This window comes from Actinoallomurus sp. NPDC050550 (assembly GCF_040655075.1).
GTDB lineage: Bacteria > Actinomycetota > Actinomycetes > Streptosporangiales > Streptosporangiaceae > Actinoallomurus.
This window is the reverse complement of the sequence record NZ_JBFAJC010000015.1, coordinates 24691-48896: the sequence shown is the minus strand read 5'-3', so window position 1 is coordinate 48896 and position 24206 is coordinate 24691. Positions and strand designations below refer to the sequence as shown.

Here is a 24206-nt window from a genome sequence, read left to right as displayed (position 1 = left end):
GCCTCCGGGACGTCACGAGCCGGAAGTCTCCTCGTCGGCAACGGTGTACGCCGGCTCGGGAGGCCAAGCGGGTCAGATGATCTCGAGGTTGGCCATCATCCCCATGTCCTCGTGTTCGGCGTTGTGGCAATGGAAGAGGTAGCGGCCACGGTAGCCGTCGAAGCGGGTGATGATCTCCGCCGATTCGCCAGGCCGCAGCGAGACGGTGTCCTTGAGGCCCACGTCGTGCGGCAGCGGCCGCCTCCCGCCGCGTGAGAGCACCCGGAAGCCGACCAGGTGCAGGTGGACGGGGTGGTGGGCGTCGGCGACCAGCCGCCACACTTCGACGTCGCCGAGACGGGTGGTGACATCGGAGCGGGCGGGGTCGAACGGCTTCCCGCCGATCAGCCATCCGTGACCGCCGTGCATCCGCCCGGCGCGGAAGGAGAAGTCGCGTACCCGCGCGGCGTCCGACCGGCGCCAGGCCGGCAGCTCGTTCGAGAGGGCGCGCGGGATGCGGCTGTCGTCGGCGGCCTTGCGCGCGACCCGGAAGGCCATCACGTCGCGGGTACGGCCGGAGCCGAGCCGGTTGACGATCCTGACACGGCTGCCGACAGGGACGCCGGAGAAGTCGATGACCACGTCGTAGCGTTCGGCCGGCGCGATCGGCAGGGACCGGTGGGTGACCGGCGCCGCGAGCAGTCCCTGGTCGGCGCCGACCTGGACGAGATCGAGCCGGCGCCCGTCGTCGGTGACCGCTTCGAGCTCGTAGTGCCGGGCGTTGGAGGCGTTCAGGATGCGCAGCCGGTACCGGGCCGCGTCGACCTCGTGCACGGGCCACGGGGCGCCGTTGACGAGGATCACGTCGCCGAGCACTCCGGCGAGGTAGGCCTCGCGGACGCCCGGCCGCTCCCGCAGGGTGGGGTCGAGGGCGGGGTAGTCGAGGCTGCCGTCGGCGGCGAACGCACGGTCCGCGATCATGAGCGGCAGCTCGCGTCGCCCGGCGGGCAGGCCGAGCGAGTCCTCGGCGTCGTCGCGCACGATCTGCAGCCCGGCGAGTCCCCGCCAGATCGCGGGGGCGGTGAAGTCCATCCGGTGGTCGTGGTACCAGAGCAGTGTCGGCCGCTGGTCCATCGGGAACGCGTAGTCCCGCGTCAGCCGGCTCACCACCGCCCGCGGATCGTCCATCCCGTGCATGCCGCGCATCCCGGGCATGTCGCTCATCCCGTGCATCGTGTGGGTGGGGTCCGGCCAGCCATCGGGCAGGACGAGGTCGGTCGGGTATCCGTCCGAGCGCGGCGTGTTCCGTCCACCGTGCAGGTGCACGACGGTCGGCACGGGCAGTTCGTTGCGGTGCGTCACGGTGATCGGCCGGCCGCGGCGCGCCTCGATCGTCGGACCCGGGAAGGTGCCGTTGTACGTCCACATCGGCGTCCTGACGCCGGGCAGGATCTCCAGGGCCGCCTCGCGCTGAGTGATCTCGTACCGATCGACGCCGCCCGAGGTGCCGACCGGCTTCAGCACGGACGGAAGCGGCAACGGCACCTGGAACGCGGGCGGCAGCGGCACCGCGCTGCGCAACTCGGCGCCGGTGGCCGACGGCCGGCGGGACAGCGCGGCCGCGGTCGACAGTCCGGTGGCCGCCATCAGCCCGAGCGCCCCGCCGATGCCCAGCACCTGGCGCCTGTTCACCATCGGCTCACGCAACGTCGGCCTCCTCAAGCGAGACCGGCCGCCGCCAGACGGCGATGAACAGCACGACGAGCCCGGCGATGGTCAGCACGCCCAGCGGAAGGTGCAGCCACAGCGCCCCGTCCATCCCGGCGAAGTACTGCACCGTCTCGGCCGCCACCAGGGCCAGCGTGGCGAGGAACGGCCAGGCCTGACGCGACCGGACCCAGACCACGATCGCCGCGATCAGTTGCAGATAGCCGATGGAGGTGACGACGTTCGCGCCGACCGCGTGCCAGCGCAGGCCGTCGAAGTCACCGCTCAGATATACGCCGGCGAACACGGGCTGGCCGAAGATCGCGACCACGTGCGCGCTGACGAGGGCCCGCATCACCCATCCGGTGACCATGAGGCGTCCTCCCCACTCCGTTCTTGATTCGCCTCCGGACGCTATGCCTTCTGAGTTATCTTGTCTAAGATCAATATTGCTATCTTGTTATGCACATAAAGGCATGAGGGCCCATGGATCTGAACTCGCTCAGGCAGTTCCTCGTGGTGGCGCGGCTGGAGCACCTCAGCCGCGCGGCCGACGAGCTCCGCATCGCCCAGCCGTCACTGAGCCGCACCATCGCCCGGCTGGAGGGCGAGCTCGGCACGCCGCTCTTCGACCGGGGCGGCCGCCTCCGGCTGAACGAGACCGGAAGGCTCTTCCGCGGTTACGTCGAACGCTCCCTGGGCGAGCTCGAGGCGGGCAGGCGAGCCGTCGCCGAGGCCGCAAGCGAGGGTGTGCGCACCGTGAGGCTGGCGTCGGAGACCTTCCTCACCCTCACCGGGCCGCTGGCGGCTTACAAGCGCGCTCACCCCTCCGTCGAGGTCGAACTCCAGTGGTCGCCGGCCGAGGACATGGCCCGCCGCCTGCGAGCCCAGGACGTCGATCTGTGTGTCGCCTCCCAGCCGATCCACGCCGAGGGCCTGGAGCAGGTGCGGCTGCTCGATGAGGCGGTGGGGGTGGGCACGCGACTCGACCACCCGCTGGCGGGCCGTACGGCGGTGAGCATCGACGAGCTCGCCGACCAGCCGTTCATCATCGCCCGCGAGGGGCACTGGCAACGGCGCCTGTTCGATCGGCTCTTCACCGCACGAGACCTCACGCCGAAGATCGTCTGCGAAGTCGACGAGCTCAGCGCCATCGCGGGCCTGATCAGCGCGGGACTCGGCGTCAGTCTCGTTCCCGCCTTCGCCCGGCGTGCGGCCATCCGTGCCCCGCTCGCCTGGACCGCCGTCGACAGCCCCGACTGCCGTCGCACGCTCACGCTGTTCTGGGGCGCCGACAGCCACCTGTCGACCGCCGCCCGCCTGATGCGCACCACGATCACCGGCTGGAACTGGCTCACCGCCGAAGCACAAGAGAACGGCGGATGACGGCACATGGCGTACCAGCGGGCACGGGGCCTCACATTCCAAGGCGCTGTGTCGTCGTACTGGCGAAGAAGCCAAGATTCCACGCCGAATGGAAGGGATGGGGTAGCGATGCCCACGCAACACGAGGTAGACGAAGCCGAGATCAGGCAGCAGATCGGCAAGATAGTCGAAGGAATCCGGGCCAAGGATCTCGAGGGCCTGAAGCGGATTTACGCGACGGACGTCGTTTCCTTCGACGTCGAGCCGCCGCTGCAGCATGTAGGAGTAGCGGCGAAATTGAAGAACTGGACGAGCGCGTTCACGTTCTTCCAGGACGTGACTTATGAGGTTCGCGATCTGGCGCTCACCGTGGGCGATGACATGGCATTCGGGCACTGCTTCGGCCGGCTCAGCGGCACGCTGCAGAACGGGACGGCGACGAGCGGTATGTGGGTCCGGGCCACTTTCTGCTTCCGGAAGATCGACGGCGATTGGCTGATCGTGCACGACCAGGCTTCTGTGCCGTTCGATATCGCAAGCGGCAAAGGAGTGACCGACCTCGAGCCCTGACGAGTCGCGGAAGTCCGGGACGTCGCCCGGCGGTCCCGCCCACCCCGCCGCCGGCATGGTTTCGCAGGCCGGCGGCGCGGCGCTGAGGCCGCCGGTGACGCCCCGGTCCGCGCTGACCGGGGCGTCACCGGCCGCGCAGGATCGAGCCGGTCTTCGAGGCCGCGCTCAGGCTTGGGCTCGCCGCCGATCCGGTCGAGCGAGGTCAGTCGGTCAGGGCGGTGATCGCGTCGCTCAGGGCGCCGGCGACGTCGTCGATGAGGAGGTGGCGGCCGTCGCGAACGATCTGTTTCCCGGAGATCACGACGTGGCGGACGTCGGCCGGGGAGGCGGCGAAGACGACCGACTCGGCGAGGTGGCCGGGGGCGGCGCCGGCCAACCGGACCGAGTTCAGGTCCACGGTCACCAGGTCGGCGTACGAGCCGGGCTCGATGCGGCCCGCCTCGGACCAGCCCAGGGCCGAGTGGCCGTTGCAGGTCGCGGCGGCCAGCAGCTCGCCGGCCGTCCAGTTGCCGCGCCTGCGGGTGCGGAGCCGTTCGTCGAGTTCGACCGCGCGGGCCTCCTCGAACAGGTCGATCATCGCGTGCTGGTCGGAGCCGAGCGACAGCGGCGACCCTGCCGCGACCAGCTCACGGGCCGGCCCGATGCCATCGGCGAGGTCGCGTTCGGTGGTCGGGCACATGCACACGCCGCTCTGGCTCGCGCCGAGCAGGCCGATGTCGTCGGCGGTGAGGTGGGTGGCGTGGACGGCGACGGTCCGGCCGCCGAGTGCCCGCCGGTCGGCGAGCAGCTGCGTGGGCGTCACGCCGTACGTCTCCAGGCACGCCTCGTTCTCGGCGGGCTGCTCGGACAGGTGGACGTGGAGCGGGGCGCGGCGCCCGCGGGCCCACTGGGCGACGGTCCGGATCTGGTCGCCGGGCACGGCGCGTACGGAGTGGATGGCGGCGCCGATCCGCGCGTGATCACCGGCGCGCAGGTCCTCGACGCGTTCGGCCCACGCGTCGGCGGTGCCGTCACCGAACCGCAGCTGCGGCCCTTCCAGATCCTTGCCGATCCCGCCGGTCAGGTAGCAGGCGTCGAGCAGCGTGATCCGGATGCCGGCCTCGCGGGCGGCCTGCAGCAGCGCCGCGCCGAAGGCGTTCGGGTCGGCGTACGGCGTGCCGCCCGGGGCGTGGTGGACGTAGTGGAACTCACCGACGCAGCTGATCCCGGCGAGCGCCATCTCGGCGTACACCGCCCGCGCCAGCGCCAGGTAGGAGTCCGGGTCGAGCCGGGCCGCGACCTCGTACATGTGGGTGCGCCAGGTCCAGAAGTCGCCCCTGCCTGCCTGGACCCGCCCGCGCAGCGCGCGGTGGAAGGCGTGGGAGTGCACGTTGGCCATGCCGGGCAGGGTCAGTCCGGGCAGGCGTTCGGCGTCCGGCGGGGCGGGCACGCCCGGGGTGACCCGGACCAGCCGCTCCCCCGCGACCTCCAGGAGAACGTCGGCCGCGACGCGGTCGCCGAGCCAGGCGTGTTCGGCATGCAGTCTCATCCGACCAGGTCCTCTGGGGCGGTCGCCGGTCTCGGCGTGCGGTTTCATGGGGTGACCAGGTCCTCCAGGACGGCGGCGAGCGCATCGACCCCGGTGACGCAGTCGGCGGGGTCGGCGTGCTCCTCAGGCGCGTGCGAGACACCCGTCGGGTTACGGACGAACAGCATCGCGGTGGGGACATGCGCCGACAGGATGCCCGCGTCGTGCCCGGCGCCGGTCGGCAGGACGGGCACTCCGCCGAGGGCCTTGGCGAGCCGGTCGCGCAGCTCCGCGTGGAAGTCCACGACCTGCGTGTAGGACTCCTCCGCGAGGGCCACCTCGACGCCGTGCTCGCGGGCGGCCTTCTCGGCGGCGGCGCGGATGTCGCCGACGGTCGCGCGTACGGCGGCGTCGTCCGGCGCACGGGTGTCGAGCCAGGCCTGGACGGCCGAGGGGATGGCGTTGACGCCGTTCGGGGTCACGCGGACCTTGCCCATGGTCGCGACCGCCTCGTGCCGGGCGGCGGCGTCACGGGCGGCCAGCACGGTGTGCGCGAACGGCAGCATGGGGTCCCGGCGGTCCCGCAGCAGCGTGGTGCCGGCGTGGTTGCCCTGACCGGTGAAGTCGAACCGCCAGCGGCCGTGCGGCCAGATCGCGCTCGCCACCCCGACGGGCGTCTCGAGGGCCCGGCCCTGTTCGACGTGGAGCTCGACGAAGCAGCCGATGCCCGCGAGGAGGTCGGCGTCCGGGCCGATCGCCGCAGGGTCGTGCCCGGCGGCGGCCATGGCGTCGGCCCAGGTCACGCCGTCGCCGTCGCGCAGGGCGCGGGCCCGTACCGGGTCGATGGCGCCCGTCAGCAGACGGGACCCGAGGCAGGCGACGCCGAACCGGGCGCCCTCCTCCTCGGCGAAGACGGCGATCCCCAGCGGCCGTGCCGGTGTCACGCCGCGCTCGCGCAGCAGGTCGACGGCGGCCAGGGCCGACACGACGCCGAGCGGCCCGTCGAACGCGCCGCCGTCCGGCACGGAGTCCAGGTGGCTGCCGGTCAGCACGGCGTCCCGGCGATCTCCGGGGACGTCCCACCAGGCGAAGAGGTTGCCGTTGCGATCCTCCTCGAGGGTCAGCCCCCGCCGGTCCGCCTCCTCGGCGAACCAGGCGCGGCACTCCCGGTCGGCGGCCGTCCAGGAGAACCGCCGGTAGCCGCCGCCGGAGACGCGCCCGATCGGGAGCAGCTCCCGCCACATTTTCTCGAAGCCCATTCCCTCTCCTCACGGACACCGCTCCGCTCACCCCACTATCCATGAGGCGAGCGGAGCGGAGGAGCGCCTGCGCCTACCGCCTGCGGCCTGGTCCTACTGCTCGTTCATCGGGACGCGGACACCCCGCTCGGCCGCGACCTCGGCGGCGCGGTCGTAGCCGGCGTCGACGTGCCGGATGACGCCCATTCCCGGGTCGTTGGTCAGCACCCGCTCGAGCTTCTGCGCGGCGAGCGGCGTGCCGTCGGCCACCGACACCTGCCCGGCGTGGATGGACCGGCCGATGCCGACGCCGCCGCCGTGGTGGATCGACACCCAGGACGCACCGGACGAGGCGTTGACCAGGGCGTTCAGCAGCGGCCAGTCGGCGATCGCGTCGGAGCCGTCGGCCATGCCCTCGGTCTCGCGGTACGGCGAGGCGACGCTGCCGGAGTCGAGGTGGTCGCGGCCGATGACGATCGGGGCGCTGATCTCGCCGGTCTCGACGAGCTTGTTGAACTCCAGGCCGGCCCGGTCGCGCTCGCCGTAGCCGAGCCAGCAGATCCGCGCGGGCAGGCCCTGGAAGTGGACCCTCTCCCCCGCCATCTTGATCCAGCGGGCGAGCTGTTCGTTCTCGGGGAACAGGTCGAGGATCGCCTTGTCCGTACGGGCGATGTCCTTCGGGTCGCCGGACAGCGCCGCCCACCGGAACGGGCCCTTGCCCTCGCAGAACAGCGGCCGGATGTAGGCGGGGACGAAGCCCGGGAAGTCGAACGCGCGGGTGTACCCGGCGAGCTGCGCCTCGCCGCGGATCGAGTTGCCGTAGTCGAAGACCTCCGCGCCGGCGTCCTGGAACCCGACCATCGCCTCGACGTGCGCGGCCATCGACTCGCGGGCCCGGGTGGTGAAGCCCTCCGGGTCCTTGGCGCGCTCGTCCGCCATGTCCTCGAACGCGACGCCCCGCGGCAGGTACGACAGCGGGTCGTGCGCCGAGGTCTGGTCCGTGACGACGTCGATCGGCGCGCCCATCTCCAGCAGCTTCGGCACGATGTCGGCGGCGTTGCCGAGCAGGCCGATGGACAGCGGGCGGCGGGCGTCGCGGGCCTCCACGGCGAGGCGCAGGGCCTCGTCGAGGTCGTCGACGCGCACGTCGCAGTAGCGGTGCTCGACGCGGCGGTCGATGCGGGACGGGTCGCACTCGATGCAGATCGCGACGCCATCGTTCATGGTGACGGCGAGCGGCTGCGCGCCGCCCATGCCGCCGAGCCCGGCCGTGAGCGTGATGGTGCCGGCGAGGGAGCCGCCGAACCGCTTGGCCGCCACGGCCGCGAACGTCTCGTACGTGCCCTGCAGGATGCCCTGCGTGCCGATGTAGATCCACGACCCGGCGGTCATCTGGCCGTACATCGTGAGGCCGAGCGCCTCCAGGCGGCGGAACTCCTCCCACGTCGCCCACTGCGGGACGAGGTTGGAGTTGGCGATGAGCACGCGCGGCGCCCACTCATGGGTGCGCATGACGCCGACCGGCTTGCCGGACTGGACGAGCAGCGTCTCGTCCGCCTCGAGCGAGCGCAGCGAGCGGACCATCGCGTCGAACGCGTCCCACGAGCGCGCCGCCCGGCCGGACCCGCCGTACACGATCAACTCGTCGGGGTGCTCGGCCACCTCCGGGTCGAGGTTGTTCATGAGCATGCGCAGGGCGGCCTCCTGCTGCCAGCCCTTGGCGCTCAGCGTCGTGCCGCGCGGCGCGCGGACGGGGCGAGGACCCATTCTCTCTGTCTCCTTAACTCAGGCCAGCGGGCCGGTGACGGATTCGGCGGCGGCGACGAGGGAACCGTCGCGGACGAGGTCGACCGCGACGGTGATCTCCGGAGCCAGGTAGCGGTCCGGTCCGGGCGCGGGCACCCGGGAGCGCAGGGCGGTGACCACCGCGCCGGTGGCCGGCCCGGGGCGCAGCGGCGCGCGCAGGTCGAGGGCGCGGGCGGCGGTCAGGATCTCGATCGCGACGACGCGGGTCAGGCCGTCGACGGCCCGTCGCAGCTTGCGCGCGCCGCTCCAGCCCATCGAGACGTGGTCCTCCTGCATGGCGGAGCTGGGGATCGAGTCGACGCTGGCGGGGACCGCGAGCCGCTTCAGCTCTGAGACGATGCCCGCCTGGGTGTACTGCGCGATCATGTGGCCGGAGTCCACGCCCGGGTCGTCCGCGAGGAACGCCGGCAGCCCGTGCGACCGGGCGACGTCGAGCATCCGGTCGCTGCGGCGCTCGGAGATCGACGCGACGTCCGCGACCGGGATCGCGAGGAAGTCCAGGACGTACGCGACGGGCGCGCCGTGGAAGTTGCCGTTGGACTCGACCCGGCCGTCCGGCAGCACGACCGGGTTGTCGATCGCGGAGGCCAGCTCGCGCCCGGCGACGAGGGCGGCGTGCTCGAGGGTGTCGCGGGCGGCGCCGTGCACCTGCGGCGAGCAGCGCAGCGAGTACGCGTCCTGCACGCGCGTGCAGTCGGGGCCCCGGTGCGACTCCATGATCGCCGAGTCGGCGAGCAGGGCCCGCAGGTTGGCGGCGCTGACGCCCTGACCGGGGTGCGGCCGCAGCTCCTGAAGGTCGGCGGCGAAGACCCGGTCGGTGCCGAGCTGCGCCTCGACGCTCATCGCGGCGGCGACGTCGGCGGCCGTGAGCAGCCGGCGCAGGTCCTCGATGGCCAGCACGAGCATGCCGAGCATGCCGTCGGTGCCGTTGAGCAGGGCCAGGCCCTCCTTGGCGACGAGGCTCAGCGGTTCGATGCCCGCCTCGGCGAGCGCCTCGGCAGCGGGGCGCAGCCGCCCGTCGGCGTCGCGCACCTCGCCCTCGCCGATCAGCGCGAGGGCCACGTGCGAGAGCGGCGCCAGGTCGCCGGAGCACCCGAGGCTGCCGTACTCGTGCACGATCGGCGTGATCCCCGCGTTGAGCAGCGCGGCGAGGGTCTCGGCGGTCACCGGCCGCACGCCCGTACGCCCGGTGGCGAGCGTGCTCAGCCGCAGCAGCATCATCGCCCGGACGACCTCGGCCTCCACCTCCGGTCCGGAACCGGCGGCGTGCGAGCGGACGATGTTCAGCTGCAGCTTGGCCCGCAGGTCCTCGTGGATGTGCCGGGTGGCCAGCGCGCCGAAGCCGGTCGAGATGCCGTACGCGGGCGTCGGCCGCGCGGCGAGTTCGTCGACGTGCGCCCGGGCGACGGCGATCGCCTTGAGGGCCTCATCGGTCAGCGCGACCCGCACGCCGTGCCGGGCGACGGCCACGACCTGGTCGAAGGCGAGCGGCCCCACCCCGACGTCGACAGACGCACGATTGGTCGTATCCATGCCTCTATTGCACTCGACCCGCCCGGTGGCCGGGGCCCGGGGGGCGGTGCTGATGTCTGAGATGCGAGACTCTGTGGGATGGCCGTCGAACAGGTCCCCGCGGCGCGGCGCGCGCTCGCCGTGCTCCGGCTGCTCGCGTCGTCCGCCCGGCCCCTCGCCGCGTCCGCGATCGCCCGGGAGCTCTCGCTGCCTCGGTCCAGCACGTACCACCTGCTCACCGCCATGGCCGAGGACGGCTTCGTCACCTACCTGCCCGAGGACCGGCTGTGGGGCCTGGGCGTGACGGCGTTCGAGATCGGCTCGGCGTACCTGCGGCAGGGGCCTCTCGAACGGCTGGCCCGCCCCCTGCTCGTCCGCCTCGTCGACCGGCTCGGCGAGATCGGCCAGCTCGGCGTCCTGCACGGCGCCGAGACGCTGTACCTGCTGAAGGAGCAGCCGCGCCACCACGCGACCCTGGTGACGGACGTCGGTGTACGGCTGCCGGCGTACCTCACCGCCAGCGGCCGGTCGATGCTGGCCCACCTGCCGGCCGCGCAGGTCCGCGCGCTGTTCCCCGGGGCCTTCGTCGACCGCACCGGCACCGGGCCGAAGTCCCTGCGCGAGCTGCGGCGGCTGCTCGCCGAGGACGCCCGGCGCGGCTGGGCGGTCGAGGACGGCCACGTGACCGAGGGGTTCGCCAGCATCGCGGCGTGCAGCTTCGACCATGTCGGCCGGCCCGCCGCCGCGATCACCGTGACGTTCCGCCGCGAGACCCGGGACGAGGACGAGTGGCCGGACATCGCGGCCCGCGTACGAGAGGCGTCCGCCGAGCTCACCCGTCGCCTGTCCGGCCACGCCCCCGAGTGATCCGCGACATTCGGGCATGCCGCGAAACGGAAGCGTCGCCGCCCGCGTCCGCGAGGGGTCGGCCGAGCCGACCCGCCGTCTGTCCGGCGGATATCCGGTCGACCGCGTTGATCGCGATCGTTAGGCTTGATCCTCCCTGCGGCTGCTGAACCCGGGGAGCACGTCGCCGGACCCGTTCTGGCGGCATCCCGTGCGCCATCGATCGACGGATGGCGGCGCCATCCACGCACACCCTCATACCAGCAGCCATCAGGAAGTTCTCATGACCACCTCCAAGCGGCGGACCCTCGCCTCCTCTCCCGACCCCCGGCTCGTCCGCGTCGACGATGACTGGCTCACCCTGCCCAACCGATGGGACATTCCCGTCGACATCTGCGCCGGACCGGACGTGCCGATCGAGTCCAGCGCGATCGACGAGATCCTCACCGTGCTGGAGACCGCCGGCACGCTCGAGGGGCTCGCGGCGGCGACCGGGCACCCGGGCGCCGCCATCGACCGCGTCGCGCTCACGCCCGACCTGCACAAGGGCGCGGGCATCCCGATCGGCACCGTGCTGCGGACCCGCGGCGCGCTGATCCCCCAGGCGGTCGGCAACGACATCAACTGCGGCATGCGGCTGGAGACGACGTCGCTGACCGTCGACGAGGTGCGCCCGCGCCTCGACGCGCTGGAGCGGCGGCTCCGGCACCTGTTCTTCGAGGGCGGCCGGCGGATCGCGCTGTCCGGCGTGCAACGCGAGGCGCTGTTGCGCGACGGCCTGCCCGGGCTGCTGGACGCGGGACGTCCGGCGGCCGACGGGGTGTGGTCCGCTCTGCGACCCGGTGACGCGGATCCCGGACGGATCCACGCCGCGCGGTACCCGACGACGACCGCGGAGGCGTTCCGCGACTGGATCGACAGCGCGGGCGGCACCAGTTACGACAGCATCATCGGCAGTGTCGGCGGCGGGAACCACTTCGCGGAGCTGCAGTACGTCGCCGCCGTGCGCGACCGGCAGGCCGCGTACGCCTGGGGCTTCACGCCCGGCCAGGTGGTGCTGATGGTGCACAGCGGCTCGCTGTCCCTGGGGCACCAGGCCAACGCCACCGGTCTGGAGCAGGCGAAGGCGATGTGGCCGCGCGGCGTGCCGCTGCCGGACAACGGAATCCTGCCCCTGCTGCTGGACGAGCGATCCGAGGGGGCGCGGCGGCGGTACCTCGACGCGTTCGGCAACGCGGCGAACTTCGCGGTCGGCAACCGGTTCTTCCTCGCGCTCATGCTGCGCACCGGGCTGGCCGCCGAGTGCGGGGAGCTCTCGGGCGAGGCGGTGTACGACGCTCCGCACAACCTGCTCTGGCAGGGCGACGACGGCCACGTCGTCCACCGGAAGGGCGCGACGCCGGCCGGCGGGTACGCCGAGGCGGCCGGCGGGCCGTACGCGATGTGGGGCGAGCCGGTCATCGTCCCGGGCTCGATGGGCGCGGCCAGCTTCGTCCTGCGCGGGCACGGGAACCCCCGTACGCTGGCCAGCGCCTGCCACGGCGCGGGCCGCCGCGTCCCCCGCGGCGCCGCCTCCCGCGGAAGCGACGCCGACCTGGACGCCTTCCTGCGGGACTTCCGGGTCGTCACGCCGCTCGACCACCACGACCCGGCCGTGACCCGCCGGTCGGACGTGATGGCCGCGTGGCGCCGCGACCTCAAGCAGGAGGCGCCCTGGGTCTACAAGGACATCGGCCCGGTCGTCTCCAGTCTGGGCCGGGCGGGCGTCGCCGACCCGGTCGTCGAGCTCCGCCCGCTGCTCACCGTCAAAGGCTGATCGGCCTACTGGGACTGACCGTGATGTGGCGGTCCCGGGGCGGCCGTGGCGCCTGCGGGCAGGCTGCCGGAACCGCTCTGCGAGATTCCCGACGACGGCGTGCTGGACGGAGTGGTGGAGGTGTCGGTGGGCTCGGCGGCGGGAGTGGCGGCGGCCATGCGTTCGGGCGTCCAGTAGTCGGCGCCGTCGGCCGCGCTGGGGCGTGTGGTCCCGGTGCTGCCGGTGACGGCGTCCGCCGGAGAGTCGGCGTGGGCGGTTCCGGTGCCGGTGGCACCCCGTCACGGCACCCGGCTCCAGGCCCGGCCTCACTCGAGGAGGCCGGTCCGTTGCAGCCAGTCCTTGGCCACGGCCGCGGGATCGACCTCGTTGATCGAGATCTTGGTGTTCATGGTCAGCAGGTCTTCGGTGGTCAGTTTGGCCGAGACGGCGGCCAGTGCCGCCCGCCCGATGGTGTTCAGCGCGGACCGGTAGATCAGCGGTGTGACGTTCTGCGCGCTGAAGAGGTGCTTCGGATCGGCCAGGACGACGAAGTGGTTCTCGGCGATCGCGGGCTCGGTCGTGAAGAGGTTCGCCGCCTGGATCACACCGTTCTTGAGCTGCTGGATCATGGTGTCGCGGTCCCCGGTCTCGAACGGCTGGTAGCTGCGGAACCCCAGTCCGTACGTTCCGCGCAGCCCGACCAGGCCCTGGTGCCGCGTCTGGAACTCCGGCGGCCCGCCCATCACGAGCCGGCCCGCGACGGGCGCGAGATCGGCGATGGTGCGCAGGTGGTACCGGTCGGCGGTCTCCTTGGACACCGTGACCGAGTCCTTGTCCTCCGCCGGCGCGGAGGCGAGCATCTCGAGCTGGGCCGGCAGCACGCGTCTCAGCACCGCGTTGACCTCGTCCGTACCGACCGCCTCGCCGGTGTAGTCGAGCGACTCGGCGAGCGCGCCGTTGTACTCGGGCATCACCTGGATCTGTCCCGACGCGACCTGCTTGAAGTAGGTCTCCCGGTCGCCGAGGTCGAATCTCCGGATGACCTTGATGCCCTTCGCCTCGAGCGCCTGCGCGTAGATCTCGCCGAGCAGGTGGCTCTCGGGGAAGTTGGCCGAGCCCACCGTGACCGTGGACGGGACGGACGGAGGCGTCACGGGCCGGTGGGGCCGGCCGCCAGGGCTCAGGGCGAACGCCATGGCCGAGCCGCCGATGGCGGCGACGGCGACACCGGCCGCGATCAGCGCCCGGCCCCGCCCGTGCCACCACCGCCGTGGCCGTGGCACGGGCGTCGTCAACCCCCGCGTGAACCGATCCGGCCGGTCGACGGTCAGCCGATCCGCGCGCAGGGGCTTCTCCGGGGCGTCCGCCGTGGCCGCCTCGCCCTCCGCATAGCCGAGCAGCCGCAGCAGGACATCGCGGGCGTCCGGCCGCCGCTCCGGGTCCTTGGCCAGGCACCGGCCGATCACGTCACGGAACGGCCGGGGAACGTCGTCGAGGCCGGGCTCGTCGTTCAGGATCCGGTTGAGGACCGTGGCGACGGATTCGGTGCCGAACGGCGGCCGCCCGGTGGCGGCGAACGTCATCGTCGCCGCCCAGCCGAAGACGTCGGCCGCCGCGCCCGGTCGCTCCCCGTGCAGCCGCTCGGGCGCGGTGTACGCGGGGGTGCCGACGAGCCCGCTGGTGGTCGTCGCGTCGGTGTCCAGCGCCCGCGCGATGCCGAAATCGATCACTCGCGGCCCGTCGGCGCCGATGAGGACGTTGTTCGGCGTGAAGTCCCGGTGCAGGACGCCGGCCTGGTGGGTGGCCGCCAGCGCCGATGCCGTGCCGACCATCAGCCTCTCGAGCGCGCCGCCGCGCAGCGGGCCGTCGGTCTCGACAAGTGTCTGCAACGACGGGCCGTCGATGTACTCGCTGACGATATAGGGGCGGTCGCCGTACATGCCGAAATCGAGGACCTTCGCGGTGCAGAAATCCGCCACCCGCCGCATCAGGGCCATCTGGTCGCGTAATCCGGCCTGCGCCCCGGTGCCGCGCAGCAGCCGGGCATGCAGGACCTTGACGGCGGTCCGGCCACCGTCACCGTCCTCCGCGAGATAGACGACGCCCTGACCGCCCTCGCCCAGCCGCCCGGTGAGCCGGTGGTCGCCGATCCGCTCGGGATCCTCGGGGCGCAGCGGGTCGATGTCGCGCATCACACTTCCCTTCCCCGGAATACGCGCAAGCCGGATTCGGGACCATTGTCACGCACTGAAACGGATCAGAGCTCCCCGTCACGGCCGGGAAAATGCGCGAATTCCCGCCGGCCTCTCGACGAGCAGGCTCATGCCAAAGATCGACGGGCGTGAGGCTCGGCAAATACCCCTCAAAGGGCGCGCCTTTTTGTGCGGCAAATCCGAAATTGCCGTCAGGCGGGCGGCTCCAGGCCCAGCGAGCGTACGAGGTCGCACATCTCCGCGCGGTACAGGGCCGCCGGGTCGTTGGCCAGCGGGCCGATGTGCCCGTAGATCTCCAGGGCCACCAGCCCGTGCATGCGGCCCCAGACGCGCAGCGCCAGGGCCACGGCGGCCGGGGGCAAGCCGGGGAAGTCCCGCCGGACCTGCGCGACCAGACCAGGGTCGAAGTCGGACCAGTCGTAGTCGCCGTCGTGCAGGGCCTTCGCCCGCGGCCAGGCGGCGGCGACCAGGCCGGTCAGGCCGCCGCAGGCCCGGTGATCGGCCTCACGCGCCGCTCCGTCCGCTGATCACGCCTGACGCAACCGGTCCGTACGCGATCTAGGAGCGGGCCTGGGCATGGGCGCGGCGGTCAACTTCTCGGTCTTGAGGGTCCGAGCTTGCGGCTAGAGCCTCACTGGCTGTGAGGTGGTCTGCTGCGTCTTGGCCGTCAGCCTGGGTGGGCTGGTGGCCGGGACGTGTGACGTCCGCCCCGCATCCCACGCGTTCTGGCCTCTTCGGGCCAGGACGCGGGAAGCATTGTGGTCCGCGTGCGCAACGACGCCGCAGCCTCGGCAGGTGAACAACGGGAGCCTCCCAAGAACACGCTGAAGGCCGCGCCGATGATGCTCGGCCGGTGGGGTTTCCGCGCCACGCTCTGCCTCGGCATGCTCGGCGCCGGCGCGGGGATCACCGCTCTCGTCGGCGGCATCTCGGCGAACGGCACCTTCTGGGCTCTGCTGCCCGGCAGCGTGCTGTGGGACTTCTTCGGCGGCGTCGCCTTCGTCGCGGTGTTCGTCGCCGCCGGGTCCGGCGTGGCCCCGGCCGAGCAGGGCGTCGCGTCCGGGCTGGCCACCACCGCCAAGGAGATCGGCGGCGCGATGGGGCTGGCCGTCTTCGTCGCCGTGGCCAACGCGGGACCCGGCGCGCGCCCGACCCCGGCCCGCGTCCTCGGCGGCCTGCACGCCGCCGGTTGGACGGCGGCCGCCGTGACGGCCGCTGGAGGGCTGATCGCCCTCATCCTCAAACGTCCCTCGGCGCCCGCGCCGCAGGACACCACCACCGTCGAAACACTGGAAGGAATCGGCTCATGAGCGAGACCGTCGACCTCATCAAGCAGTACCTGGAGATCTGGAACGAGCGGGACGACGCCTGCCGGGACGCCCTCATCAAGGCGACCCTGACGGAGGACTCGACCTACTCCGAGTTCACCGACGGCCGCGTCCGCCGGGTCGTCGGCTTCTTCTGACCGATGTCGTGATGCCGTACGGACGTCCCATGACGTCTTCGGGACGTCTTCGGGGCGTTTTCGGGACGTCCGTACGGCGCCGGTCCGCCGCGGACGGCCGTCCTGATCGGAGGGCGACCGTACGAGACGGGGTTCATCGACCGCCCGCGAGCGGCCGTACGCGAGGTCAGCTCAGCCGGCCGGCCACGACCTTGGCGGCGGCCGCGACGAGCGCGTCGTCGGTCTTGGCGTCCTTGGTCGACCGGGTGGTGAAGATCGTGATGACGATCGGGGCCCGGTGCGGCGGCCAGGCGACCGCGATGTCGTTCCGCGTTCCGTAGTCGCCGGATCCGGTCTTGTCGCCGATGGTCCATCCGGACGGGACACCTGCGCGGATCAGCGCGTCGCCGGTGGTGTTCCGCCGCATCCAGTCGATGAGCATGGCGCGCTTGGGCCCCGGCAGCAGCGGGCTGAGGGCGTACTTCCGCAGGTCGAGGCCCATCTGCTGTGGCGTGGTCGTGTCACGCACGTCGCCCGGGATGGCGGTGTTGAGGGTCGGTTCGTTGCGGTCGACGTGGGTGGTGACGTCCCCGATCCGCCGCAGCGCGGCCTGGAGGGCGCTCGGCCCTCCCAGCTCCCGGAAGAGGAGGTTGGCCGCCGTGTTGTCGCTGTAGCGGAGCGCGGCGTCGCACAGCGCGCGGACCGTCATCCCCTTGTCGACGTTCTTCTCGGTGATCGGGGAATAGTTGACGAGGTCCTGCGAGGTGTACTTGACGACCGTGTTGAGCCGCTTCATCGAGTCCTGGCGCAGGACGGAGCCGGAGCTCAGGACCTTGTGCGTGGAGGCATAGGCGAACCGTTCGCCGGCGCGCCAGCTCACGACCCGTCCCGTCCCGGTGTCGAGCGCCCAGACGCCGAGGCGCGCGTCGTGCTGCTTCTCCAGAGACTGGAAGACCTGGTCGGTCCGCTCGGCGGCGGGTGTCGCCGTGGCGCTCACCTTCGCGGACGCCGTGGTCGCGTGGCCGGCCGTGCCGCACGCCGTCAGGGGCGCCAGCGCGAGGATGGCGAGCGCCGCCACCCCGGCGCGGCGGCGGATGGACCGGTCTTCCTGTCGTGCGTTGGTCATGGCCGGAGTCTCACGGCGGCGCTCGTATGCCGTCAAAGACGAAAGTCGGCTGATCGATGCTGTTCCGGCATAGACTCTGGTCGTGGACGTCCTCGGAGCCTGGCGAGCGTTCGTCAACGTGAGCGAGCACGGCAGCTTCACGGAGGGCGCGGCGGCGACGCGCATCCCGCAGTCGGTGGCGAGCCGTCGGATCGCCGCCCTGGAGAAGCACCTCGGCGAGCGCCTGCTGGACCGGTCGTCCCGCCGGGTGACGCTCACGCGGTTCGGCCGCGACATGCTCCCGTCGGCCAAACGCCTCGTCCGCCTGGCCGAGGCCATGGAGCACGAGGCCGAGCGCGCCAAGCTGAGCCCGCTTCGCCTCGCCGTCCCCGACGTCTGCGGCGTCCTCGACCTGGCGGTGCTGGACACGGAGGCCCGCCGCAAGGGCGTCTACCTGGACTTCCATCCGGCGCCCCCGGCCGAACGGGCCGAGCTCGTCCGGTCCCGGGACGTCCGCGCCGCCCTGACGGCGGTTCCGCCGGACGACGGGACCTGGACCGTACGGCTCGGGCTGGCCGGCACGGCCGACCCGCCCACCCGGACGGTCCACCTCGAGAGTCTCCGCGCGGGCCGGGCACCGCTGTCGGCGCGGCGACGCCGGATCTGGATCCAGCCCGAGGACGACGTCCCCCACATCCGGGACCGCGTGTTCCGGATGCGCGACGCGGTCGGTCTGCAGCCCGCCCAGGTCGCCGTCGCGCCCTCGCTCGTGGCCGCCACGGCGGAGGTCGTGGGCGCGGGCGATCTCCTCCTATGCTCGCCCAAGCAGGCGGAGGACCTCGGCCTGCACTGGCGCTCGGTGGGCGATCTCCAGGTCGCGCGCGGCTTCGAGGTCGCCGCGGCGATCGGCGACGACGCGGAGCGCGTACGGACCCGGCTCCGGGAGGAGATCGCCCGGTGCCTGGGCGCTCACCGGCCCGGCCGGGACGCAGGCCCGGCGGGTGAGACGACGGCTGGAGGTGAGCGGTGACGAGCGTCGAGGGCCTGATCCGTGAGCTGCGGGGGACGCTGGACGACGCGGGACTCGGCGGCTCGTTCCTGGTCCGGGACCTGCACTCGGGCGACGAGATCGGCATCGAGCCGGACCTGGAGTTCCCGGTCGCCTCGCTCGTGAAGATCCCGCTGGCCCTCGCCACCCTCGAGCGCATCCGGCGGGGAGAGCTCGACGGCGCCACACGGCTCCTGGTGGGGCCGGGCGGCGTCACATCTCCCGGACCGGCCGGGCTGAGCAGGTTCCGTCATCCGGCCGAGATCGCCGTCGACGACCTGCTGCACCTCAGCATGACGGTGAGCGACAACGCCGCGACGGACGCGCTGTTCACCCTCACCCCGCCCGCCGAGGTCGCGGCGATCCTGCACGAGCTCGGCGTACGGGGCATCACGGTCCGGCACACCATGCGCGACCTCGCCGAGACCCTGGCCGAGCTCCTGCCCCGGGAGGACGTCCACCTCGCCCATGCCCTCGCCATCGAGGCGGGGACCACCGGGCGAGGCCACCGGATCCCGCAGCTCGACGTGACGCTCGCGAACTCCGGCTCCGCCCGGGCCTTCCTGGACCTGCTGCAGGCGCTGTGGACCCCCTCGAAGATCGGCGCGGACGTCGCCGAGCGGGTCCGGGGCCTCATGGGCGACAACATGCTGCGGCATCGGCTGGCGCCCGACTTGAGCTCCGACGCCTCCCGCTGGTCGTCCAAGACCGGGACGCTCCTCAACCTCCGCCATGAGGTGGGCGTGGTCGAGCACGCCGACGGCCGCGTCTTCGGGGTGGCCGCGCTCACCGAGTCACGGGTGCCGGCGATGCACCAGCCAGGGGCCGAGGCACTGATGGGCCAGGTCGCACGAGCCCTCCGTGACCGCCTGCGCGCGATGTGACGACGCGCCCCGGGAGGCGCAACGCGGCCGTCAGCCGGGCCCGTCCGCCATGCCGACCAAGGCCTCGGGCGGGGGCGGCGCGTCAGGCGACGCATCATCTGTACGCGAGGCATCACCTGGACGCGGCGCATCGGGCGTGTGCGGCGCATCGGTCCGGCGGACGGCACTGGTCCCGTCGCCCGGCTCACCGGCGGCGGCGGGACCTGCCGTCGCCAGGACCGAGCCGGCCAGGATCAGGGCGAAGGCGGTGACGATGCCGGGCGTCAGCGGTTCGTGCAGGAAGACCGCCCCGGCCCCCACCGCGATCGCCGGGTTGACGTACGTGATCACGGTGGCACGGGCCGGACCCGCCTCCTTGATCAGCTCCAGAAAGGCCACGAAGGCGACCGCGGTGCACACGACGCCGAGACCGGCGAGGGCGGCCAGGACCTCGGCGGACGGCATGGCGGACGGAGCGGTGACGGCGGCCGCAGGTGCGTAGACCAGGGCGGCCAGGGTCAGGCAGGCGGCCGTGAGCTGGAGCGAGGTGACGTTCTTCAGGTGCCGGACGGCGATCAGCGGGGCCGTGGCGTACCCCAGCACGGTCAGCAGCACCTCGCCGAGAGAGCGGGCGTCGCCGCCGGTCAGATGTGGTGCGGTGAGAACCGCGACCCCCACGAGGCCCACCGTCAGGCCGGCCGCCCGCCGGGGCCCGAGCCGGTCCGTGTCGCCGAAGAAGCGGGCCACGGCGACTCCGACGATCGGCACGCCCGCGATCAGCAGGCCCGCCGTGGAGCTGGACAGGTGCCGCTCGGCGTCGCTGAGGGTGAACCAGGGGACGATGATCTCGATGCACGCGAAGGCCAGCAGGGGACGCCAGTGCGCCCGTACGGCGCGGCCGAGGCCGCCCTGCCGCAGCGCGAAAGGCAGCAGCAGTACGGCACCGAGCGCGCAGCGCGTGAACACCACCGTGAACGGGGACACCGCGTCCACCGCCACCTTGATCATCAGATAGGGGACGCCCCAGACCACTCCCATCAGGGAGAAGAGGAGCCAACCGCGTGCAGTCATGCGGCGAGTATCGGCCGGGCCGGCGGGCGCCGTCTTGAACGCTGTTGCGGCCGTGCCGCCCTTGCCCACGCTGCTGCGCCTACGCAACCCTTGCCACGCCGGTGTGGTTTCGTCCGCGTGTAGCGGATCTGGCGCAAAGTCCGTGAAGCGGTGACTGTGAGTGGCTGTTGTCAGCGGCTGAGGATGACGGCGAACGCGCGGACGTGTGCGGCGGGCCCAGCGGTTGCGGGGCCGGCCGCGCACCCCGTGGTGTGGTCGGTCATGTCAGTTTCTCCCACTGGTGCTCTGGCGGACTTTCCGTCCGAGGCGCAGCGCGGAGACGAGGAAGAAGACGCCGCCGAGCAGGGCGTAGCCGCCCACATTGGCCAAAGAAGCTCCCGCGCTCGACGCCATGAGGAAGAACGACACGCCGGCCAGCACGGAGATGGCCCCGCTGGCGATCATCGCCCACTGTCCCCCCAGTCGGCGCCGCCGGATGGCCACCACGAGCTGCACTATGCCGGCCACGACGGCCCACGGCCCCCAGACTCGCAGGACGGCCGGGATTCCGGAGGTCAGGGCGACGGCGAGTCCGACGGCGGCGAGGGTGCTGATCGCGATGTTGACGTAGAGACCTGGGGCGGACGCGTTCGCGGATCCGCCGGCCACGTCGACCCGCGCGGAGCGGGCATCGACGACGGCGGCGGCCACGTCGAACACCGGGTACAGCACGAGCAGCACCGCGGTCAGCGGGTTGATGCTGGACGCGGTCGGGAACAGCAGGATCGCCCAGACGAGGGCGAACCCGAAACGCACGAAGTAGAGGCGCCGAAGTGTCGGTGCGACACCCGTCGCAGCCGGGGCGGTGGCGGTGGTCATGACGGATTCCCTTCATTCGGGTGGATCGTGCTGGTCGCGCCTCGGCTCGGCATGGCGCCTCCAGGTAGAAAGACCGTTCTCTCTTGCAGCGCAAGAGCTTGGCAGACGTTGCCGGTGATTGCAAGACCGATCGTTCTTTCTGCTACGGTCGGTTCATGGCGACACCGATCCGCTCCGCGCCCGACGGCCAGAAGAGCAGCTCGGGGAGGCAGGGGCGGTCCGAGGCCCGGGAACGGCTGCTGTCCACGGCCAGCGCGCTGTTCTACCGCGAGGGGATCCGTGCGGTCGGGGTCGAGCGGATCCTCGCCGAGGCCCCGGCCACGCGAGCGACGTTCTACCGACACTTCCCCTCGAAGGAAGACCTCGTGCTCGCCTACCTGCGCGGCGTCGACGCCCACATCCGCGCCGACACGCAGGCCGCCATCGAAGCCGCGCCGTCACCGGCCGACGCGCTGCGCACGATCGGCACCGCCGTCGCCGACGACCTGGCCAAACCAGAATTCCGCGGGTGCGCCTTCCTCAATGCCGCAAACGAGTACCCCGACCCCAGCGACCCGGTGCGCCAGGTGGTCCTCGATCACCGAGCCTGGTACGTGACCACGCTCACGGAGCTGTTCGCGCAGGTCTTCGGGGCCTCACCGCGGCGCGGCAAACCAGAGCACGCCGCAAGACACTTCGTCATGATGCGCGACGGAGCCATGACCGGCGCCCACCTCGACGGCGTCGAGAGCGTCGGCGCCGCATTCCAACGCGGCGTCGAGGGCCTGCTCACCGTCCTTCACTGAGCACTCGCACAGCATCGGGCCACGAAGCAGCACACAGCGACCACAAACGATCGTTGTCGTCTCCAAAGGGAACGGCTGAGCTGTCAGACACGAGTGTTTGTCTGTCATGCTTCTGGCGTGGTCGAGATGATCGGGCGGTACCGCGTTGTTCGCCGGCTGGGCCGCGGCGGAATGGGGACAGTGTGGCTTGCCGAAGACAGCGACGGACGGCGTGTCGCGGTGAAGGTCATCAACGCCGAACTGGCGCGCGAGCCTGAGTTCCGCGAGCGGTTCCGGCAGGAGGTGGAGGCGGCGCGGCGGGTGCGGCGGTTCTGCACGGCGCCGGTCCTGGACGCCGGTCTTGACCAGGACCCGCTGTGGGTGGCCACCGACTTCATCGACGGCCCGACCGTGCAGGAGGCGGTGTCCGCCCACGGCCCGCTGCGCGGAGCCGATCTCGACGCGCTCGCGGTCGGTATCGCGACGGCCCTGACCGCCATCCACGAGGCCAGGTTGATCCATCGGGACCTCAAACCCTCCAACGTGCTGCTGTCACCGTTCGGTCCGCGGGTCATCGATTTCGGAATCGCCCGCGCTCTGGACGCCACCGGGCAGTTGACGCGTTCAGGGACGGTCATCGGCACCCCCGGCTACATCGCACCTGAGCTGTTGGCCGGTGGCCGGCCGCTCCCGGCCGCCGACGTGTTCTGCTGGGGCGCTGTCGTCGCCTACGCGGGCACGGGCCGTCCTCCCTTCGCCGGTGCCGGCGGCGCCGAGACCAACGACCGGGTCCAGCACGCCGAGCCTGATCTGGACGGCCTTGAGGCGCACCTTCGCCGACTCGTCGCCCGTGCCCTCGCCAAGGATCCCGCCGCCCGACCGTCCGTTCCCCAGGTGCTCTCCGAGCTCACCGGCTCGCCGTCTCCTCCACCTCAGGAAGGGCAATTTCGCACCCGCCGGCTGACAACACGGTTCGACTCTCACGGTGCCCGGCGACTCGCCCCGTACGCGGGTCTGGGCGCGGTCGTGCTCGTCGCGGGCAGCGCCGTCGCGCTGGCCCTGGCCGCATCCAACGGAAATACCGGAGTGGGAAACAGCGGCCTGGCCACGACGGCGACCTCGCCCGCCATCAGCGCCACACCCTCGGCATCACCCACGAGCCCCGAGCCGGCCACCTCGTCCGCACCCGACCCGCAGCCCAGCACGCAATCACCCACTCCGGACCGGGGCCCGATCACCAACACCGCCAGCGGACTGTGCATCGACACCGACGGCCCGCAGGGCTCCGGTGTCCACGTGCAAGTCCGTGACTGTGGGAACTACAGCGGCCAGCGCTGGAGCTACGACCAGAGCACCTATCACCTCGTCAACCCGCCCAGCGGCCTGTGCCTCGACACGGCCGGAGCCCCCGCCAGAGGAGTCAACGCCGTACTGAACCCGTGCGGGAACTACAGCGGCCAGCAGTGGCGCTACAACCCCGGCACCGGCCAGTTCACCAACCTCACCAGCGGTCTGTGCCTGGACACGGACGGGCCTCCCGCCAACTACGTCGCCCTGGTGACCAACCCCTGCGGGAACTACACCGGCCAGCGCTGGCATCGGTGATGCGCATGGCTCCTGTTGACAGGCCCGCCACACGCTGCTGCGCTATGCCGCTTTAGCCACGCTGGTGCGGTACGCCGCCGGGGTGACCCCCAGTACCCGCCGGAACCACCGGGTGAGGTGCGCCTGATCGGCGAAGCCGACGAGTGCGGCCACCTCGGCGGGTCGCAGTCCGGACTCCAGGAGCGCGCGGGCCCTGGTCACCCGGTACTGCGCGAGCCACGCGTACGGGGGCACCCCCGTCGCCGTGCGGAAGGCGCGTAGGAGCTGGTAGCGGGACAGGCCCAGCTCGGCGGCGAGGCCGGCGAGCGAGGGCGGGGCGGTGAGGTCGTCGGCGAGGCGGTCGCGGACGGTGCGGGCGATCCGGGCGGCGCCCGGGACCGTGTCGCTCGCCGGGCGGGCGGTGGAGTGCCGGCGGGCGAGGGCGGTCAGCAGCCAGGGGAGGCGGCACTCCACCTCGAAAGGGTCGGGGCAGCGAACGATGTCGACGTGCGCGGCGCGCAGGGCTTCGGCGAGTTCGGGGTCGTCGAGGAGCGGTTCGCGAAAGTGCGGGAGGCCGCCGCGGGTGCCGTCGGTGAGCAGGGCGGGGTCGGCGTACAGCGCGAGGTAGGCGTAGCCGGTGATGGGCGTGGCGGGACCGCCGGTGTGCATCTCTCCTGGCTCGAGGACGATGACGGAGCCCGCGCCCGTGCGGATGCGGCCGCCGCGGTAGTCGATGGACTCCGCGCCGCCGACGCAGACGCCGACGGTGAATTCGTCGTGCGCGTGCGGGGCGTAGACGTGCCTGTCGAAGCGGGCGGTGAGCAGGTCGAGCGGCGGCCCGCACGGGCCGAGCCGCGCCCTGGTCCACTGCGCCAGTTCTCGTGCGCTCACCGCACACTCCCTTCCGGACCTACCGTGGCCCCTCGGCGAT

22 protein-coding genes and 1 pseudogene are annotated in these 24206 nt (G+C 72.3%); 11 read left to right on the top strand and 12 right to left on the bottom strand.

Annotated features, from left to right (window positions below):
- Window positions 1-72 precede the first annotated feature (72 nt).
- Both AB0I04_RS21795 and AB0I04_RS21790 read right to left on the bottom strand, forming a co-directional pair.
- The gene (locus tag AB0I04_RS21795; RefSeq protein ID WP_360887059.1) at window positions 73-1686 is read right to left on the bottom strand and encodes a multicopper oxidase family protein; all 1614 of its coding nucleotides are present in this window, start codon (window positions 1684-1686) and stop codon (window positions 73-75) included.
- Window positions 1679-2059, bottom strand: coding sequence for a hypothetical protein (locus AB0I04_RS21790; RefSeq protein WP_360887057.1), 381 nt, complete (start codon window positions 2057-2059; stop codon window positions 1679-1681). The genes AB0I04_RS21795 and AB0I04_RS21790 overlap by 8 nt, the downstream gene beginning before the upstream one ends.
- Before the next feature lie 113 nt (window positions 2060-2172).
- Here AB0I04_RS21790 and AB0I04_RS21785 point away from each other — a divergent pair, with 113 nt between their 5' ends.
- Together AB0I04_RS21785 and AB0I04_RS21780 are read left to right on the top strand one after the other, a co-directional pair.
- A complete protein-coding gene (locus AB0I04_RS21785; protein ID WP_360887055.1) occupies window positions 2173-3072 on the top strand; it encodes a LysR family transcriptional regulator in 900 nt (299 codons plus the stop codon).
- 108 nt (window positions 3073-3180) lie between these two features.
- A complete protein-coding gene (locus tag AB0I04_RS21780) occupies window positions 3181-3621 on the top strand; it encodes a nuclear transport factor 2 family protein (protein ID WP_360887054.1) in 441 nt (146 codons plus the stop codon).
- A 202-nt stretch (window positions 3622-3823) separates the two neighbouring features.
- Here AB0I04_RS21780 and AB0I04_RS21775 read toward each other — a convergent pair whose 3' ends face one another.
- The 4 genes from AB0I04_RS21775 to hutH all read right to left on the bottom strand — a co-directional run bounded on the left by AB0I04_RS21775 (window position 3824) and on the right by hutH (window position 9705).
- On the bottom strand, window positions 3824-5149 hold the full coding sequence (locus tag AB0I04_RS21775) for a formimidoylglutamate deiminase (protein ID WP_360887052.1): 1326 nt from the start codon (window positions 5147-5149) through the stop codon (window positions 3824-3826).
- Between the two features lie 44 nt (window positions 5150-5193).
- The gene (locus AB0I04_RS21770; protein WP_360887050.1) at window positions 5194-6387 is read right to left on the bottom strand and encodes an allantoate amidohydrolase; all 1194 of its coding nucleotides are present in this window, start codon (window positions 6385-6387) and stop codon (window positions 5194-5196) included.
- 93 nt (window positions 6388-6480) lie between these two features.
- On the bottom strand, window positions 6481-8133 hold the full coding sequence (hutU, locus tag AB0I04_RS21765; protein WP_360887048.1) for a urocanate hydratase: 1653 nt from the start codon (window positions 8131-8133) through the stop codon (window positions 6481-6483).
- A gap of 18 nt (window positions 8134-8151) precedes the next feature.
- A complete protein-coding gene (hutH, locus tag AB0I04_RS21760; protein ID WP_360887047.1) occupies window positions 8152-9705 on the bottom strand; it encodes a histidine ammonia-lyase in 1554 nt (517 codons plus the stop codon).
- A 78-nt stretch (window positions 9706-9783) separates the two neighbouring features.
- Between hutH and AB0I04_RS21755 the strand changes: the two genes are divergently transcribed.
- The 3 genes from AB0I04_RS21755 (at window position 9784) to AB0I04_RS21745 (ending at window position 12523) form a co-directional block, all read left to right on the top strand.
- Window positions 9784-10551: an IclR family transcriptional regulator gene (locus AB0I04_RS21755; protein WP_360887045.1), complete on the top strand. Its 768-nt coding sequence runs from the start codon at window positions 9784-9786 to the stop codon at window positions 10549-10551.
- Between the two features lie 262 nt (window positions 10552-10813).
- Window positions 10814-12346 carry an RtcB family protein gene (locus AB0I04_RS21750; protein WP_360887043.1) on the top strand — a complete coding sequence of 511 codons (1533 nt, stop codon included), beginning with the start codon at window positions 10814-10816 and terminating at the stop codon, window positions 12344-12346.
- A 45-nt stretch (window positions 12347-12391) separates the two neighbouring features.
- Window positions 12392-12523 (top strand): hypothetical protein, encoded by a 132-nt coding sequence (locus AB0I04_RS21745; RefSeq protein ID WP_360887041.1) that lies wholly within the window; start codon window positions 12392-12394, stop codon window positions 12521-12523.
- A 128-nt stretch (window positions 12524-12651) separates the two neighbouring features.
- Here AB0I04_RS21745 and AB0I04_RS21740 read toward each other — a convergent pair whose 3' ends face one another.
- Window positions 12652-14517 carry a glycine betaine ABC transporter substrate-binding protein gene (locus AB0I04_RS21740; protein ID WP_360887039.1) on the bottom strand — a complete coding sequence of 622 codons (1866 nt, stop codon included), beginning with the start codon at window positions 14515-14517 and terminating at the stop codon, window positions 12652-12654.
- A gap of 212 nt (window positions 14518-14729) precedes the next feature.
- Window positions 14730-15041: pseudogene (locus AB0I04_RS21735) on the bottom strand (WHG domain-containing protein); the annotation flags it as partial.
- A 264-nt stretch (window positions 15042-15305) separates the two neighbouring features.
- Here AB0I04_RS21735 and AB0I04_RS21730 point away from each other — a divergent pair.
- Window positions 15306-15848 (top strand): hypothetical protein, encoded by a 543-nt coding sequence (locus AB0I04_RS21730; RefSeq protein ID WP_360887454.1) that lies wholly within the window; start codon window positions 15306-15308, stop codon window positions 15846-15848.
- The gene (locus tag AB0I04_RS21725; protein ID WP_360887037.1) at window positions 15845-16003 is read left to right on the top strand and encodes a hypothetical protein; all 159 of its coding nucleotides are present in this window, start codon (window positions 15845-15847) and stop codon (window positions 16001-16003) included. Before AB0I04_RS21730 ends, AB0I04_RS21725 begins: the two co-directional genes overlap by 4 nt.
- A 166-nt stretch (window positions 16004-16169) precedes the next feature.
- Here the strand turns inward: AB0I04_RS21725 and bla are convergent, their stop codons facing one another.
- Window positions 16170-17108, bottom strand: a complete 939-nt coding sequence (bla, locus tag AB0I04_RS21720) for a class A beta-lactamase (RefSeq protein WP_360887035.1) — start codon at window positions 17106-17108, stop codon at window positions 16170-16172.
- 82 nt (window positions 17109-17190) lie between these two features.
- On the opposite strand from bla, the gene AB0I04_RS21715 reads away from it, so the two are divergent.
- Window positions 17191-18117 carry a LysR family transcriptional regulator gene (locus tag AB0I04_RS21715; RefSeq protein ID WP_360887033.1) on the top strand — a complete coding sequence of 309 codons (927 nt, stop codon included), beginning with the start codon at window positions 17191-17193 and terminating at the stop codon, window positions 18115-18117.
- A complete protein-coding gene (locus AB0I04_RS21710; RefSeq protein WP_360887031.1) occupies window positions 18114-19019 on the top strand; it encodes a serine hydrolase in 906 nt (301 codons plus the stop codon). The genes AB0I04_RS21715 and AB0I04_RS21710 overlap by 4 nt, the downstream gene beginning before the upstream one ends.
- A 30-nt stretch (window positions 19020-19049) precedes the next feature.
- On the opposite strand, the gene AB0I04_RS21705 is transcribed toward AB0I04_RS21710, so the two are convergent.
- A complete protein-coding gene (locus AB0I04_RS21705) occupies window positions 19050-20069 on the bottom strand; it encodes a DMT family transporter (protein ID WP_360887029.1) in 1020 nt (339 codons plus the stop codon).
- Between the two features lie 264 nt (window positions 20070-20333).
- Window positions 20334-20927, bottom strand: coding sequence for a hypothetical protein (locus AB0I04_RS21700; protein ID WP_360887027.1), 594 nt, complete (start codon window positions 20925-20927; stop codon window positions 20334-20336).
- A 155-nt stretch (window positions 20928-21082) separates the two neighbouring features.
- Between AB0I04_RS21700 and AB0I04_RS21695 the strand changes: the two genes are divergently transcribed.
- Together AB0I04_RS21695 and AB0I04_RS21690 are read left to right on the top strand one after the other, a co-directional pair.
- A complete protein-coding gene (locus AB0I04_RS21695; RefSeq protein WP_360887025.1) occupies window positions 21083-21712 on the top strand; it encodes a helix-turn-helix domain-containing protein in 630 nt (209 codons plus the stop codon).
- Window positions 21713-21838: 126 nt separating this feature from the next.
- On the top strand, window positions 21839-23296 hold the full coding sequence (locus tag AB0I04_RS21690) for a serine/threonine protein kinase (RefSeq protein WP_360887437.1): 1458 nt from the start codon (window positions 21839-21841) through the stop codon (window positions 23294-23296).
- Between the two features lie 42 nt (window positions 23297-23338).
- On the opposite strand, the gene AB0I04_RS21685 is transcribed toward AB0I04_RS21690, so the two are convergent.
- Window positions 23339-24166 (bottom strand): AraC family transcriptional regulator, encoded by an 828-nt coding sequence (locus AB0I04_RS21685; RefSeq protein ID WP_360887023.1) that lies wholly within the window; start codon window positions 24164-24166, stop codon window positions 23339-23341.
- Between the last annotated feature and the right edge of the window lie 40 nt (window positions 24167-24206).